Raw genomic sequence first — 14468 nt, forward strand, 5'->3', positions numbered from 1 at the left:
TCCCCAAATGGCGAACGACCCTTTCAACGGACTGAGAGAATTTCTGGCGGTGGCGGAGGCAAGCAGCTTTACTGCCGCAGCGGCGACGCTCGGCGTTACGCCCAATGCCGTGAGCCAGGCGATCAGGGCGCTCGAAACCCGCCTCGGCCTTCAGCTCTTCGTGCGCACCACCCGGCGCGTCGCGCTGACGGAAGCAGGCCTTGCTTTCCTGAAGCGCGTGCGTCCCGCCGCCGTCGAGATCGCGGATGCCTACGAGTTGCTCGGCGACTTTCGCGACCGGCCGATGGGCAATCTCCGGCTGACCGTGCCGCGCATGGCGATCCCTCTGGTGCTGACGCCGCTCCTGCCGCGCTTTCGCCAGGCCTATCCTGATGTTTCCGTCGAAGTCTCCATCGACGATGCGGCCGTCGATATCACCGAACACGGCTTCGATGCCGGCATGCGCATCGGCGAAGCGGTCGAGCGCGACATGATTGCCGTCCGGTTGACGCCGGATATCACCTGGGCCGTGGTCGGCTCACCCTCTTACTTCGTCAAGCACGGGCGGCCGTCAACGCCCGAGGAACTGACGCGCCACGAAGCCATTCGCTATCGTTATCCGGGATCCGGCACGATCTATCGCTGGGAATTCGAGCGCGATGGGCGCGACGTCTCGGTCGATGCTCCGGGCGCCCTCACCGTCAATGATTTTCAGATGCTCATGGACATGGCCGAGGCCGGCACCGGGCTTGCCTATCTGCCGGATCTTTCGGTGCGGGATGCCGTCACAAGCGGTCGCCTCGAACGGGTGCTTGAAGCCTATCTGCCGACATCGCAGGGTCTCTTCATCTATTTCCCGGCCAAGGCGCAGACGCAGCCGAAGCTGCGGGCCTTCCTCGACCTGGCGGCAAAAGTCATGCGGGAACGGAAATAGTTCAGCGGCCTATCGTCCGCGGAAAACGACGGCGCAGGCCTCGCCACCGCCAAGGAGGCGCGAGCGTGTCAGGAAACGCCTCTCCCGTCCGTTGTCCAGCGAGAACATGCCGCCCCTACCCGGCACCACGTCGATGATCAGTTGCGTGTGCTTCCAAACCTCGAATTGGCTGGCGCTGATATAGACCGGTACGCCGCCGATCTCGCCGAGCTTCACGTCGTTGTCGCCGACGATGTAGTCATCGGCCGGATAGCACATCGGCGACGAGCCGTCGCAGCAGCCACCGGACTGGTGAAACAGGATATCGGGGTGATCCCGCTGGATTTCGACGATGAAGGCGAGCGCTGCATCGGTCGCCAGCACGCGCGGCTCGTCTCCGTCGGCTCCGGTCAGTTCCGTGGACATTTGCGCGCCTCGCTGTCGATCGCGGTCTATACGGGCCGGCTGAGGCGCGGGTGGAGAGCACGCCTCAGCCGTCGATCAAGCCGGAGGGAAAGGTGGAGAATACCGTCCCTCCGGCTCCTGTTGCCTTCCCCAGGCGGCGGGGAAGGCGGATCCGATCAGAAGAAGCCGAGCGCCTTGGGGCTGTAGCTCACCAGCATGTTCTTGGTCTGCTGGTAGTGGTCGAGCATCATCTTGTGCGTCTCGCGGCCGATGCCTGACTGCTTGTAGCCGCCGAAGGCCGCATGGGCCGGATAGGCATGGTAGCAATTGGTCCAGACGCGACCGGCCTGGATCTCGCGGCCGAAGCGGTAGCATCGGTTGGCGTCGCGGCTCCAGACACCGGCGCCGAGGCCGTAGAGCGTGTCGTTGGCGATATCCAGCGCTTCTGCCTCGGTCTTGAAGGTGGTGACGGAGACGACGGGCCCGAAGATTTCCTCCTGGAACACGCGCATCTTGTTGTGTCCGCGAAACACCGTCGGCTTGACGTAGAAGCCTTCCGACAGCTCGCCCTCAAGCACGTTGCGGCCACCACCGGTCAGCACTTCGGCGCCCTCCTGCTTGCCGATGTCGATATAGGAGAGGATCTTTTCGAGTTGTTCGCTCGACGCCTGCGCGCCGATCATTGTGGCGCTGTCGAGCGGATTGCCCTGGCGGATCGCCTCGACGCGTTTCACCGCCCGCTCCATGAAGCGGTCATAGATGCTCTCCTGAACGAGCGCCCGGCTTGGGCAGGTGCAGACCTCGCCCTGGTTCAGCGCGAACATGGCAAAACCTTCGAGCGCCTTGTCGAAATAGTCGTCGTCTTCGGCGAGCACGTCGGCAAAGAAGATGTTCGGCGACTTGCCGCCGAGTTCCAGCGTCACCGGAATGAGGTTCTGGCTCGCATATTGCATGATCAGACGACCGGTCGTCGTCTCGCCGGTAAAGGCAATCTTGGCGATGCGCGGGCTGGTGGCGAGCGGCTTGCCGGCTTCAAGGCCGAAGCCGTTGACAATGTTGAGTACGCCCGCCGGCAAGAGATCGCCGATCAGGTCAGCCCAGACGAGGATCGAGGCCGGCGTCTGCTCCGCCGGCTTCAGCACGACGCAGTTGCCGGCAGCAAGCGCCGGCGCCAGCTTCCAGGCCGCCATCAGGATCGGGAAGTTCCACGGAATGATCTGGCCGACGACACCGAGCGGCTCGTGGAAGTGATAGGCGACGGTGTCGTGGTCGATCTCACCGATCGAACCTTCCTGGGCGCGAATGCAGGACGCGAAGTAGCGGAAATGGTCGATGGCGAGCGGAATGTCGGCGGCCATCGTCTCGCGGATCGGCTTGCCGTTGTCGAAGGTTTCGGCCCGTGCAAGCAGTTCGAGATTGTCCTCCATGCGCCCGGCAATCTTCATCAGGATACTGGAGCGCTCGGCGGCCGACGTGCGCCCCCATTTCTCGCGCACCGCATGGGCGGCATCGAGCGCCAGCTCGATATCGGCGGCATCCGAGCGCGCCACCTGGCAAAGCACACCGCCGGTCACCGGCGTCGTATTGTCGAAGTAGCGCCCGGCCACCGGCTCGCGCCACTGGCCACCGATGAAGTTGCCGTATTTCTGCTTGAACGGGCTTTCGACGATCTTCTGATGCAACATGGTCATTCCTCCCTGAGACCCAGCAATGGAGCTGTGAGAGGAAGGTGAAGTTGAATGCCGATCTTCGATAGAGCCGCGCGAGCGGCGGCACGGAGAACTGTTTCAGAATTGAGACAGCTTGGCGCGGGGGACCATGCTGCAACGCAACAAGCAAGAAGCAGAGCCCAGCGTTCGCCCCTCGCAGCGACTGATCAGTTGACATGGAGCCGCTTCATCTTTCGATAAAGCGTGGCGCGGCTGATGCCGAGCAGATCGGCTGCCATGGAGACATTGCCGTTGGCGCGCGAGAGCACGCGACGGAGCGCCGCGCGCTCTGCATCCGGAAGCTCGCCGGCATCACCCGACGTATCTTCCCGCAGCAGATCGGAGGCCGGAACGCCGGCAGCGATGCGTTTGTCGTCGAGGTCGAGCCATTGCCGGGCCGCGCGGGTTGCGCCGAGCACCAGGTCGTCGCGGTCGACGGCGAGCAGCGCGGGGCCGGCGCGATCGACCGGCACCAGCACGATGCGGGCGCTCGCAAAGGCGCGGCGGAAAAGCCCGGCCTCGATGCGAGCGGCCGCATCGCGCACCGCCTGCGACAACAGCGACATGGTCATTTCGGAGGCGTCCGCGCGGCAGGTGGAGATATCGATGGCCGCAGCCAACCGGCCGAGATGGTCGCGGATCGGCGCCGTGGTGCAGCTGAGGGCAATATTGCTGCTGAGAAAATGCTGGTCGCGCTGGATGACGACGGCACGCTCGTCGGCGATCGCCGTGCCGATACCGTTGGTGCCGACGCTCGCCTCGCTCCAGACCGTTCCCGACCAGAGCCCGAGATCGCGGAAATCGGCATCGTCGCCGACGGCCCCGCGGCGTTCCAGGGCCACCCCCTTGTCGTCGGTCAGAAGCAGGCAGCAGCCGGCCCGGCCGACGGTCGCAAACAGCCGGTCGAGTTCACCGCCCGCCTCCAGGATCAACTCGGCCGACCTCTGCCGTGCAAGCTCGAACTCCGCGCCGGACAGTCGGAGCGGCTGGCGCCCCTCCTCGGGTGCCAGCCCATGCAGCGTCATGCACCGGCGCCATGAAGCCGCGATCGGCGAGCTTGCTGCGGCTGACGGCTGGTGCGCAACCTTGTAGACATAGTCCGAATGTTCCCTGACGGCAGCCATCGGCTTCCTCCCTGAAAGCGTCGTCCGGCGGAATGTCGAGACGGCCGATCTCCCAAGCGGGCCGCATCCACGGGGGCCACTATAGCCGTCGTTTTCCGCGAAGGTCCAGCCAGACGAAGGTTCGAGAGCCGGCACCCGTCAACGAGTTTGATCGGTCGATCACGACGCCGATATCGACAGAGCGCCCGAATGTGCTACGCGAAAGGATCAAATTGCCGCGACTCAACCTCACAACAGCCGGTTGCCGCCATGCTTCGTGACTTTTCGCTCCAGAGCCTGTTCATGGGCCTGCTGATCGCCTTCGTCGGCTTCGCCAGTTCCTTTGCGGTCGTGCTGCATGGCCTGACCGGCGTCGGCGCCAGCGAAGCTCAGGCCGCCTCCGGGCTGATGGCGCTGTCGATTTCCATGGGCCTCTGCGCCATTGTCATCAGTGCCGTGACGCGGCTGCCGGTCAGCATCGCCTGGTCGACACCCGGTGCTGCGCTGCTTGCAAGCGCCGGCGTCGTCAATGGCGGCTTCAACGCGGCGGTTGGCGCCTTTCTCGTCTGCGGCCTGCTCGTCGTGATCGCCGGCCTTTGGAAGCCGCTCGGCCGGTTGGTCTCCTCCATCCCGGCGCCGCTTGCCAATGCGATGCTGGCCGGTGTGCTGCTCAGCCTCTGCTTTGCGCCGGTCAAAGCGATCGCCTTCAATCCGCTTTTCGGCCTGCCGATCCTGCTCGCCTGGGCCCTCGTCGGCAGCATCAACAAGCTATATGCGGTGCCGGCGGCGCTGATAGCCTTCGTGCTCGTCATCACCTTCGGCGTCGAAATTCCGGCCGGCGCCTTCTCTGCCCTGTCTTCGGCGCTGGTACCGACCTTGGAATTCGTGGTGCCGCAGTTCAATGTCGCGGCCATGATCAGCATCGCCCTGCCGCTCTTCATCGTCACCATGGCCTCGCAGAACATTCCCGGCATCGCCGTTTTGAAGGTCAACGATTATCATCCGGAACCCGGGCCGCTGTTTGCGACGACTGGCGTCTTTTCGATGTTAAGCGCCCCCTTCGGCGGCCATGCGGTCAATCTGGCTGCAATCACCGCCGCCATGTGCGCCGGCGGCGATTCCCATCCTGATCGCAACCGGCGCTACTGGTCGGCGATCAATGCCGGCGCCTTCTACATTCTCTTCGGCCTGCTGGCCGGGGTCGTCACCACTTTCGTCAGCCTTGCACCGTCGGTCCTGATCGAGGCGGTGGCGGGCCTTGCCCTCGTCGGTGCATTCGCCGGCTCCGCCATGGCCGCCTTTACGGACGCGAAAACCCGCGAGGCCGCGGCGATCACCTTCCTGGTGACGGCCTCCGGCGTTAGCTTCGGCGGTGTTTCCGGCGCCTTCTGGGGTCTGATTGCCGGCGGGCTGATGCTGGCACTCGCACGTTTCACTGGTAAAAAGAGCTGAAGCCGCGGCAAAGCTTGCATTTGCAGGGGATCTCGTCTAAGGAGCGCCCGTCCGCGTAGACACCCTTGGAGGCAACGCGGATGAAGTCCTTGGGGCTTCAGTTCTTCCGCATGCCGGTCGAACTCTCCAGCATTAGACATTAGAAAGGTCTATTCATGAGCCACGCATCCTACGAGCTCAAGGCCGAGACGCGCGAACGGGTTGGTAAGGGGTCCTCCCGTGAACTTCGTCGCAACGGTCTTATCCCGGCTGTCATCTACGGTGACAAGCAGGCCCCCCTTTCCATCGCGCTCTCCACCAAGGAAGTGACGATGAAGATCCACGCCGGCGGTTTCATGACCACCGTTGCAACGATCGACGTCAACGGCGAAAAGATCCGCGTCCTGCCGAAGGACTACCAGCTGGATCCGGTTCGTGACTTCACGATGCATGTCGACTTCCTGCGCGTCTCCAAGGACAGCCAGGTTACCGTTGCAGTTCCGGTTCACTTCGAAAACGAAGAGAAGTCCCCGGGCCTCAAGGCTGGCGGCGTTCTCAACATCGTTCGTCACGACGTCGAACTCAACGTTTCGGCCAATGACATTCCGGAATTCCTGACCGTTGACCTCTCCGGTCTCAAGGTCGGCGACGCCATCCACATCTCCAACATCAAGCTGCCGAAGGGCGCGACCCCGGTTATCACCGACCGCGACTTCACCGTTGCAACGATCGTTGCTCCGGCCGGTGGCGTGAAGGAAGAAGCTGAAGGCGAAGCAGAAGCCTGATTGGCCTCTGGGTGACCGGCGAAAGCCGGTCCCGCCGCACTTCATTGAGAGCCCGTCCCATTCGTTTGGGGCGGGCTTTTTGCATTGGCGATAGCCCTCCGGTGCCCGGATGCATCTATGCCGTGCCCCACGAATTATCATGAAGCGATTTCAGCAACATTTAAGGTTTTGATGATGTTCTTCTGACGGGGAAAATGGGCTTGTCTGAAGAGAATTCTGATATGAGATGGGTGGCAGCTGCTTCTGGGGCGTGCATGCGATGATGCACTCCGTGGAGAACCGGTTTATTGCGATTGTCTGCGGCGCGATGCTCGTCTTCATTGCCCCGCTGCTTGCACTCTTTCTCAGCATCTCGAGCGATCGCATCGCACGCGAGCGCCTGCACAACATCGAACTGTTGATGGCCGCGAGCGCCGAGGCGCTCGGCAAGCCGATCTGGGACTTTGACAGCGACGGCATCAAACACATCGCCCGCTCGCTGATAAACGGCACCGACATCCTCTCCGTCACCATTCGCGACCAGTCCGGCTCCATCCTCGCGCAGCTGCCGATGGGCGGCGTGCAGCCGAGTACCAAGGACCGGGTCCTCATCCTGCCCATTTCCTACCAGTCGGTGGATGGCATGAAGGAGGTCGGACGCATTGAGGTCAGGGTCCCGACGCCGGGTCTGCTGTCGCAATTCAGCAAGGACGAGCTGGCGATCCTCGCCATCCTGCTCTTTGCGGTCGCGATCGTTTTCGCCGCAGCGCTCGTCGGCAATCGCTTCACGGTGATGCGCCCGTTGATGCGCCTGACCGCCGCGATTGAAGCCACCCGCAGGCTCGGGTCGCGCCACCGCGTCGACTGGACCTCCGACGACGAAATGGGCGCGCTTGCCGCCAACTTCAACGAGATGCAGGACCGCCTCGAGCGTGAAGAGACCGAGCTGAAGAACGCCCACGAGCGCGTCACCGACATCTACAACCTGACGCCGGCGATGCTGTTTTCGCTGGATGTCGACGGGCGCCTGCTCGCCGTCAGCGACTACTGGCTGCTGGCGACCGGGTACAGCCGCGACGACGTCGTCGGGCGCGACTTCGTCGATTTCGTCGATCCGCACTGGCACGAGACCTATCGCAGCCATGCCAAGACGATCGCCGTTGCCGATCACGCGATCCGCGAAGTCACCGTCCCCTTCCGCAAGGCGGACGGCGAGGCGATGACCGTGCTGATCCAGGAGACGAAGGCCACCGGCGAAAGCAGCCTGTCGCTGTCAGTCATGACCGACGTGACCGCGCTGAAGCAGGCGGAAAGCCGCAACCACACCCAGGCGATCACCGATCACCTGACCGGCCTGTTGAACCGCCAGGGCTTCGAGGCCGCGCTCGACGAGGCGATCATCCAGGCCGACCAATGCGCCATGCAGCTCGGCTGCCTGTTCATCGACCTCGACCGCTTCAAGTGGATCAACGACAATTTCGGCCACGCCGCCGGCGACGAAGTGCTGCGCCAGACGGTCGAGCTCATTCAGGCCGCCCTGCCGAATGGCGACATCATGGCCCGGCTCGGCGGCGACGAATTCGCCATCCTGCTTTCCGATCCGAACGCCGCTACTCTGGCGGCCGAAATCGCCGAGCGCATCGTAACCGCCTTGCACGAACCCATGGCGATCGCCGGCAACGAGCTTTTCGTCAGCGCCAGCGTCGGCATCGCCGTCTACCCGACCCATGCGGAAAGCGCCTCCGACCTGCTGCTGAAGGCGGACATGGCGATGTATGCGCGCAAGCACGACGGCAAGAACGGCCTGCAGGTGTTCGACGCCGGCATGCTCGACGCCTCGCGCGAGCGCCATGAGATCGAGCAGTGCATCGAAGCCGGCCTGAAGGACGACCACTTCGAAGCGTGGCTGCAGCCGATCGTCAGCCTCGCCGACGGCCAGATCGCCGGCTTCGAGGCGCTGATGCGCCTCAACCACCCGGAAAAGGGCCTGATGCCGCCCGGCAAGATCATCGGCATCGCCGAAGAAACCGGCATGATTGCCCGCATCGGCGATCAGATCCTCGAAAAGGCGATCCGCCATCTGGCGGCGATCTCCGAGCTCGACGGCACCCAGAACACCTATCTCGCCGTCAACTTCTCGCCGCTGCAGTTCGAGCTGACGCTGCCGCACAAGCTCGCGGCCCTGCTCCTGAAGCACCATATCTCGCCGAGCCGGATCGTCGTCGAGATCACCGAAGCGGTGCTGATGCTCGACAATCCCGAGGTCCACTCGGTGCTGAAGCAGCTCAACGAATTCGGCTGCCGCATCGCTCTCGACGATTTCGGCACCGGCTACTCGTCGCTGAGCTACCTGAACCGTTTCCCGGTCGATATCGTCAAGGTCGACCAGTCCTTCACCCGGTCGCTGAGCTCCGGCACCGCCGACCTCCGTCGCAAGAGCCGCATGCTGATCAAGGGCATCCGCACGATCTCGCACCAGATGGGCTGCACCGTCGTTGCCGAAGGCATCGAGACCAAGGAGCAGTGGCAACTCTTGCGCAAGCTCGGCGTCGATTGCGGCCAGGGCTATCTCTTCAGCCGGCCGATGCCGGTCGACCGGATGCTGACCATGCTCGAAAGCGATTCCGAGGCAAAGGCGGCTTCCGCACCCAGCATGCGGGCATGAGTTCACCCACCTGGTTCCCTGGGGCGCGGGAGGCTTCGGGGACCCAAGGTCGAGCACGAGCCGGGGATAGAAAGAAGGATCCGTCGCAAGGCGGACGCAGAAGAGGAGGAAAAGATGTGAAGGCGCTGATCGCAGCATTTTTCCTTGGCCTTGTAACGACGGCCGAGGCCCAGACGATCAAGTTTGTCACGGAGGAATATCCGCCTTACAACTTTTCGACCGAGGCCGGCCCGAGCGGTGCAGCCGTCGACCAGATCAAGCTCATCATGGAGCGCCTGAAGCAGCCCTATACGATCGAGGTTCTACCCTGGGCGCGGGCTTTCATGCTGGCCGAGACCGATCCCGCCTATTGTGTTTTCACCACCGGCCACGACGCCGAGCGCGACGGAAACTTCCAGTGGGTCGAGCCGCTGCTGATCGACCACATGGTCATGGTCCGGCAGGCCGGATCCGCCATTGCGCCCCAATCGCTGGAGGACGCGCAGCAATATACCGTCGGCACACAGCGCGAGGATTTTTCGGCGTCCTATCTCAAGGAGCACCGCTTCCACAAGATCGATTATGCCGCCAATCTCGATTCCAGCCTGAAAAAGCTGCTCGCCGGCCGGGTCGATCTGTTGATGACGTCCGAGAAGACCTTCGAAAGCATGCGCACCGAAGGCAAACCGGTGGAGGCGGCGCTGGTGCTGGAAGGCAAGCTCTACGGCATCGCCTGCCACCGCGACTTTCCCCGCGATATCGTCGCCGCCATGCAATACGAACTCGACCGGCTGATCGGCAACGGCACCCAGGATGTGATCTTCAAGCAATACGGGCTCAAGCCCAATGCCAGCCTGCAGGCGGAGAAATAGGCGTTGACTTCCGGGGGGTGCGGTGTTTTTGGATGGCATCACCCCGAAATCATGAATGCGCAGCACCATGTTGATCATCGTAGGGCTTGGCAATCCAGGTTCGAAATACGCCGCCAACCGGCACAATATCGGCTTCATGGCGGTTGACGTCATTCACCGCCGGCACAGCTTTTCTTCCTGGTCGAAGAAGTTCAAGGCCGAGATCGCCGAAGGCGATATCGGCGGCGAGCGCGTTCTGTTGATGAAACCGCAGACCTACATGAACCTGTCCGGCGAAGCGGTCGGCGAGGCCATGCGTTTCTACAAGCTGCAGCCGAAGGACATCACCGTCATCTATGACGAGCTCGACCTGCCGTCCGCCAAGGCGCGCATCAAGGTCGGCGGCGGCCATGGCGGGCATAACGGCATCAAGTCGATCGATGCCCATTGCGGCAAGGACTACCGGCGCATGCGCCTCGGCATCGGCCATCCCGGCGTCAAGGATCTGGTGCACGCTCATGTGCTTGGCGATTTCGCCAAGGCAGACCAGGCCTGGTTGGTGCCCCTGCTCGACGCCATCGCCGACAATGCCGATATGCTGGTGCGTGGCGAAGACAGCCAGCTCCTGAACAAGATCGCGCTTGCCACCGGCAGCAAGCCGGAGGCGGAAAAGCCTCAAGGCCCGAAGAAGCAGGGCGCGCAATCGCATATCCACCAGGCGCGCAATTCCGCCCAGCCGAAGAAGCTGCCGGCGACCGGCCCGATGGCCGACATGCTGAAGAAGATGTTCGGCTCGAAGAACGACTAGCTTCCCCTAATCGGAAAGCGCCCTAGCTTGTGCAGTCGGAACGGGTCAGATCGACTCGATCGCATAAGTCTGGAGCACGCCCGTGGCCGACGCGGTGATTGACTGGCTTCTCGCATCGGATCCCGCAATCCGCTGGCAGGTAATGCGCGACCTGCTGGACGCTCCAGAGTCTCTGTGGAAAGCCGAAAGGGCCAAGGTGGAGACCGAAGGCTGGGGCGCCAGGCTTCTCTCGCAGCAGGACGATGATGGACAATGGGCGGGAGGCGCCTTCATTCCCGCCGGTTTCGACGAGCACGAGTGGACCGCGCAGGGCCAACCCTGGACGGCAACCTGCTTTTCGCTGTCGCAGCTCCGGGAATTCGGTCTTGACCCTTCGTCTGAACGGGCCCAACGAACCGTCGACCTGATCGGCGCGAATTCCCGCTGGGACGAAGGCGGCCAGCCCTATTGGCAAGGCGAAGTCGAGGAGTGCATCAACGGCCGCACCGTTGCCGACGGCGCCTATTTCGGCGTCGATGTTTCGCCGATCGTCGAGAGGCTCGTCGGCGAGGTCCAGGCCGATGGCGGCTGGAACTGCGAACGGGCAAACGGTTCGCTCCGGTCCTCCTTTGCCACCACCGTCAACGTGCTCGAAGGTTTGCTTGGGTTCGAACGGGCGACCGGTGGCACGCCACAGTCCAAGGCCGCGCGCCGGGCCGGCGAGGACTATCTGCTCAAGCGCCATCTGTTTCGCCGCCTGAGCACGGGCGAAGCCGCCGACAAACGCTTCCTGTGCCTTTGCCACCCGAGCCGCTGGCGCTACGACATCCTGCGGGCGCTCGATTACTTTCGTGCCGCGGCGCTCTTTTGCGATGCGGCACCCGATCCACGACTCAGCGAAGCGATCGACCATCTGCGTTCAAGGCAGCTCGAAAGCGGCGCATGGCCACTCGACTGGCGCCCCGCCGGACGGGTGTGGTTCGACATCGACGACGGGGTCGATGCCCCTTCGCGGTGGGTGACGCTGAAGGCTATGCGCGTGCTCAAGTGGTGGGACGCCCACGTGCGATGAAGGCTGCGCGCCTGAGCGCAACCCGCAGCCATCCATCACCCCGGCCTATGGGCCGCCAGAAAGATCCGCACTGCCTCGGCCGCATGGGCTCGCAGCACTTCCGGCGTCGGAATGGCGCCGTCGCCGAGCAGCATGGCGTCATTGACCGGCCCGCCCATGACCAGCCAGTTGAAGAAGCCGCCGGCGACCTCTGCGTCCCTCGCCCGGATGTCGCCCTTCTCGCCATAGCGCCTGAACGCGACCGCCAGCCGCCGGATCGAGCGCATGGGCCCGCGCTCGTGCAGCGCCTCGCCAAGCTGCGGAAAGCGCTCCACTTCGGCGATCACAAGGCGGCGAACCTGCATCAGTCGCGGCGTCATCACGATCGTCAGCAACTGCGTGGCATAGTCGAGCAGGAAGTCCTCGATCGGTTCATCGCCATCGGGGTCGGCCACCTGCTCCTGGAACTCGTCGCCGGCTCCCCCCGTCATGCTGCGCACGACTTCGAGAAACAGCGCCTCCTTGTTGTGGAAGTGGGAATAGACCGTCTGCTTTGACACCTCCGCCGTCGCGGCGATCTCGTCCATGTTGGTGCCGAGAAAGCCGTGCTTGAGGAAGAGATCGCTGGCTGCGGCCACGATCAGTTTGCGGGTGCGCTCCATGCGCGTCTTGGCGCCGTTGCTCAAGCCTGCCCTCCCCCTGCCGTGTCTCGCCAAATCACTCGGCTTGTAGAATAGGCCGGTCGGATTGACAAATCAAACTGGACGGTCCAGTCTAGTTAGTGAAGCCAGATCAGGAGATGGCCATGGCCAAACCACAGCGAAGACATCGCATTGCCGCCTGCCGCTGCGGGCTGGTTGCCTTTGAAGCCGTCGGCGAGCCGATCGTCGGCGCCGCCTGCTATTGCACCAGTTGCCGCACCGCCGGCGAGCGCTTCGAGGCCTTGCCGGAGGCGTCGCCTGTCATGGAGGCCGACGGCTCGACGCGCTTTGCGCTCTACCGCAAGGACCGGATCCGCTGCGTGAGAGGCAGCGATCTCCTGCGCGAACACCGGCTGACGCCGGAAGCGCCGACGCGCCGGGTCATCGCCAGCTGCTGCAACGCCGCCATGTTCCTGGAATTCAAGGGTGGCCACTGGCTGAGCGTCTACAATCAGCGTTTTGCCCCGGACGAACAGCCGCCGCTGGAAATGCGCACGATGACGAGGGATCGCAGGGCCGGCGTCGAGTTTGCCGACACGCTGCCGAGCTACAAGACCCATTCGGGCCGCTTCATGTGGCGGCTTTTGACCGCCTGGGCGGCGATGGGATTCAAGGCGCCGAAGATCGACTATGTGAAGGGCGAGGCCAATGGCATCCCAGGCTGAGAAGATCGAGATCGAAAACATCGTCTCGCCCGGCCACAAACATCGCGTCGATCGGGTGAAATACGAGGCGATGCGTGAAGCCCTGCTCGTGGTGCTGCCGCCGTCAGCACCTGGCCTGAGCGTGGCGGAAGCGAAGGAGCGGCTGCTGCCGTTGCTGCCACAGGACCTTTTTCCCGAGGGCGCGAAGGCGGGCTGGTGGCTGAAGGCGGTTCAGCTCGATCTCGAAGCCAAGGGCACGATCGAGCGCGAAGCGAGCAAGCCGCTTCGCCTGCACCGGAAGGCGTGAAACGGGCCGGCCGCCGGGCATCTCTCCGGCCGCCACGCTATTCATGAGGCTTGTTATTCCTCTGGCTCGGTGGTGAAAAGCAGCGGGAAGCCCGCTTCCTTGGCGAGATCGGTTGCTTCCTTGGCCTTGGTTTCGGCGATGTCGCGGGCGCAGACGACCACCACACAGCTCCCCATCTTGTGGGCGGTCATCATCACCCGGTAGCCCGCCTCCTCGCTCATATGGAACACGGCCTTGAGCACGCCGACGACGAACTCGCGCGGCGTGTAATCGTCATTGAGCAGCATGACCTTGTAAAGCTTCGGCCGCTCGAGCTTCGACTTCACCTTCACTTTGACTTTTCTGGCAACCTCGTTGTCACTCATCGGAACCACCCCGTTGATGACAGATTGGCCGGCGCTGCCGCGGCCCGCCTTGCGGACAAGGCCGTCTCGGCGCACCGGCCCCGTCGGCGCACTATCCTACGGCCGCAGGTGCCGATCAAGCAAAAGCAGGCGCACGGACGCAGGCGGAAATCAACGCTTTCCCCAATAGCCGACGAACATCGATGCCGCTTCGTCATAGGAGCGGGCTTTTTCCAGCGCCGCCCTTGCCTCTTGCTTGCGCGCCAGAAGCGCATGGAAGAAGCAATGCACGAAAAGCGGTGCGTCCGCTCCTTCGGGCGAGCCGTCAGGCGCAACGTAGAGGGCAGCCCCTCCCTTTTCGACAAAGGCATCGCCGTAGCTCTTGCCGCCGGTCTCGCAGCAGGTGCTGAGCACGATCTTGCCGTCAAGCCTGGCGTGTTCGGCGACAACGGCGGGCGGCAGGCTGCCTTCGATCAGCATCGATGTGTCGATCTCCTCGATATAGTCGCCAAAGACGAAACCGTTCTCGTCGCCGTGTCCGGAAATGATCAGGTGCTGGTGCACCAGCTCGCCGCCGGCAAGCAAGGTCAGGAAATCCCCGGGCGTTCCCGGCAGATGCAGGGTGACAACGGCGCCCATGCTTTCGAGCGTCGCGCGGATCAACAGCGCCTCAAGCGTATCGCCGATATCGACGACGGCAACCGGCACGCGCGGAAACATGAACTTCTGGTCGATCAATGCGGAAATCCTCAAAAATGTCCTGGCCGCCGAGCAGGTCGACGGAAATCTGAGTGCATATGCGGGCCGAAGAGCACCCGTTCAACGGGCGTGGCCC

At 63.4% G+C, this 14468-nt stretch carries 15 protein-coding genes; 9 read left to right on the plus strand and 6 right to left on the minus strand.

Annotated features, from left to right (window positions below):
- Positions 1-7: 7 nt before the first annotated feature.
- Positions 8-913 (plus strand): LysR family transcriptional regulator, encoded by a 906-nt coding sequence (locus tag IB267_RS06630; protein ID WP_192446901.1) that lies wholly within the window; start codon positions 8-10, stop codon positions 911-913.
- A 9-nt stretch (positions 914-922) separates the two neighbouring features.
- Here IB267_RS06630 and IB267_RS06635 read toward each other — a convergent pair whose 3' ends face one another.
- From IB267_RS06635 to IB267_RS06645, 3 genes are all read right to left on the minus strand, one after another.
- A complete protein-coding gene (locus IB267_RS06635) occupies positions 923-1318 on the minus strand; it encodes a DUF779 domain-containing protein (RefSeq protein ID WP_192446902.1) in 396 nt (131 codons plus the stop codon).
- A 155-nt stretch (positions 1319-1473) separates the two neighbouring features.
- Positions 1474-2982: an aldehyde dehydrogenase gene (gene adh / locus IB267_RS06640; protein WP_192446903.1), complete on the minus strand. Its 1509-nt coding sequence runs from the start codon at positions 2980-2982 to the stop codon at positions 1474-1476.
- 191 nt (positions 2983-3173) lie between these two features.
- Complete coding sequence (locus IB267_RS06645; protein WP_192446904.1) at positions 3174-4130, minus strand: helix-turn-helix domain-containing protein; 957 nt, start codon at positions 4128-4130, stop codon at positions 3174-3176.
- Positions 4131-4379: 249 nt separating this feature from the next.
- Here IB267_RS06645 and IB267_RS06650 point away from each other — a divergent pair, with 249 nt between their 5' ends.
- From IB267_RS06650 to IB267_RS06675, 6 genes are all read left to right on the plus strand, one after another.
- Positions 4380-5561 carry a benzoate/H(+) symporter BenE family transporter gene (locus IB267_RS06650; protein ID WP_192446905.1) on the plus strand — a complete coding sequence of 394 codons (1182 nt, stop codon included), beginning with the start codon at positions 4380-4382 and terminating at the stop codon, positions 5559-5561.
- Positions 5562-5716: 155 nt separating this feature from the next.
- On the plus strand, positions 5717-6325 hold the full coding sequence (locus IB267_RS06655) for a 50S ribosomal protein L25/general stress protein Ctc (RefSeq protein WP_043618116.1): 609 nt from the start codon (positions 5717-5719) through the stop codon (positions 6323-6325).
- A gap of 259 nt (positions 6326-6584) precedes the next feature.
- Positions 6585-8969, plus strand: coding sequence for a bifunctional diguanylate cyclase/phosphodiesterase (locus IB267_RS06660; RefSeq protein WP_192447203.1), 2385 nt, complete (start codon positions 6585-6587; stop codon positions 8967-8969).
- A gap of 116 nt (positions 8970-9085) precedes the next feature.
- On the plus strand, positions 9086-9820 hold the full coding sequence (locus IB267_RS06665) for a transporter substrate-binding domain-containing protein (RefSeq protein WP_192446906.1): 735 nt from the start codon (positions 9086-9088) through the stop codon (positions 9818-9820).
- A 67-nt stretch (positions 9821-9887) separates the two neighbouring features.
- Positions 9888-10607, plus strand: a complete 720-nt coding sequence (pth, locus tag IB267_RS06670) for an aminoacyl-tRNA hydrolase (RefSeq protein ID WP_192446907.1) — start codon at positions 9888-9890, stop codon at positions 10605-10607.
- 142 nt (positions 10608-10749) lie between these two features.
- Entirely contained in the window at positions 10750-11658 is a 909-nt protein-coding gene (locus tag IB267_RS06675) for a squalene cyclase (RefSeq protein ID WP_210335794.1), read from the plus strand.
- A 35-nt stretch (positions 11659-11693) separates the two neighbouring features.
- On the opposite strand, the gene IB267_RS06680 is transcribed toward IB267_RS06675, so the two are convergent.
- A complete protein-coding gene (locus IB267_RS06680; RefSeq protein WP_246810557.1) occupies positions 11694-12323 on the minus strand; it encodes a TetR/AcrR family transcriptional regulator in 630 nt (209 codons plus the stop codon).
- A 119-nt stretch (positions 12324-12442) separates the two neighbouring features.
- Between IB267_RS06680 and IB267_RS06685 the strand changes: the two genes are divergently transcribed.
- Together IB267_RS06685 and IB267_RS06690 are read left to right on the plus strand one after the other, a co-directional pair.
- Positions 12443-13003, plus strand: a complete 561-nt coding sequence (locus IB267_RS06685) for a GFA family protein (protein WP_246810558.1) — start codon at positions 12443-12445, stop codon at positions 13001-13003.
- A complete protein-coding gene (locus tag IB267_RS06690; protein WP_192446909.1) occupies positions 12987-13289 on the plus strand; it encodes a hypothetical protein in 303 nt (100 codons plus the stop codon). Before IB267_RS06685 ends, IB267_RS06690 begins: the two co-directional genes overlap by 17 nt.
- Before the next feature lie 53 nt (positions 13290-13342).
- Here IB267_RS06690 and clpS read toward each other — a convergent pair whose 3' ends face one another.
- Together clpS and IB267_RS06700 are read right to left on the minus strand one after the other, a co-directional pair.
- Positions 13343-13654, minus strand: coding sequence for an ATP-dependent Clp protease adapter ClpS (clpS, locus tag IB267_RS06695; protein ID WP_192446910.1), 312 nt, complete (start codon positions 13652-13654; stop codon positions 13343-13345).
- Between the two features lie 150 nt (positions 13655-13804).
- Positions 13805-14371: a hypothetical protein gene (locus IB267_RS06700; RefSeq protein ID WP_192446911.1), complete on the minus strand. Its 567-nt coding sequence runs from the start codon at positions 14369-14371 to the stop codon at positions 13805-13807.
- Positions 14372-14468: the final 97 nt, after the last annotated feature.

Origin of the sequence: Ensifer sp. ENS09 (assembly GCF_014852425.1) — a bacterium.
Classification (GTDB): Bacteria; Pseudomonadota; Alphaproteobacteria; order Rhizobiales; family Rhizobiaceae; genus Ensifer.

Coding starts and splice junctions, on each gene's coding strand:
- IB267_RS06630 (WP_192446901.1), top strand. CDS start 8: ATGGCGAACGACCCTTTCAACGGACTGAGAGAATTTCTGGCGGTGGCG.
- pth (WP_192446907.1), top strand. CDS start 9,888: ATGTTGATCATCGTAGGGCTTGGCAATCCAGGTTCGAAATACGCCGCC.
- clpS (WP_192446910.1), bottom strand. CDS start 13,654: ATGAGTGACAACGAGGTTGCCAGAAAAGTCAAAGTGAAGGTGAAGTCG.
- IB267_RS06690 (WP_192446909.1), top strand. CDS start 12,987: ATGGCATCCCAGGCTGAGAAGATCGAGATCGAAAACATCGTCTCGCCC.
- IB267_RS06635 (WP_192446902.1), bottom strand. CDS start 1,318: ATGTCCACGGAACTGACCGGAGCCGACGGAGACGAGCCGCGCGTGCTG.
- adh (WP_192446903.1), bottom strand. CDS start 2,982: ATGTTGCATCAGAAGATCGTCGAAAGCCCGTTCAAGCAGAAATACGGC.
- IB267_RS06685 (WP_246810558.1), top strand. CDS start 12,443: ATGGCCAAACCACAGCGAAGACATCGCATTGCCGCCTGCCGCTGCGGG.
- IB267_RS06650 (WP_192446905.1), top strand. CDS start 4,380: ATGCTTCGTGACTTTTCGCTCCAGAGCCTGTTCATGGGCCTGCTGATC.
- IB267_RS06660 (WP_192447203.1), top strand. CDS start 6,585: ATGATGCACTCCGTGGAGAACCGGTTTATTGCGATTGTCTGCGGCGCG.
- IB267_RS06655 (WP_043618116.1), top strand. CDS start 5,717: ATGAGCCACGCATCCTACGAGCTCAAGGCCGAGACGCGCGAACGGGTT.
- IB267_RS06675 (WP_210335794.1), top strand. CDS start 10,750: ATGCGCGACCTGCTGGACGCTCCAGAGTCTCTGTGGAAAGCCGAAAGG.
- IB267_RS06645 (WP_192446904.1), bottom strand. CDS start 4,130: ATGGCTGCCGTCAGGGAACATTCGGACTATGTCTACAAGGTTGCGCAC.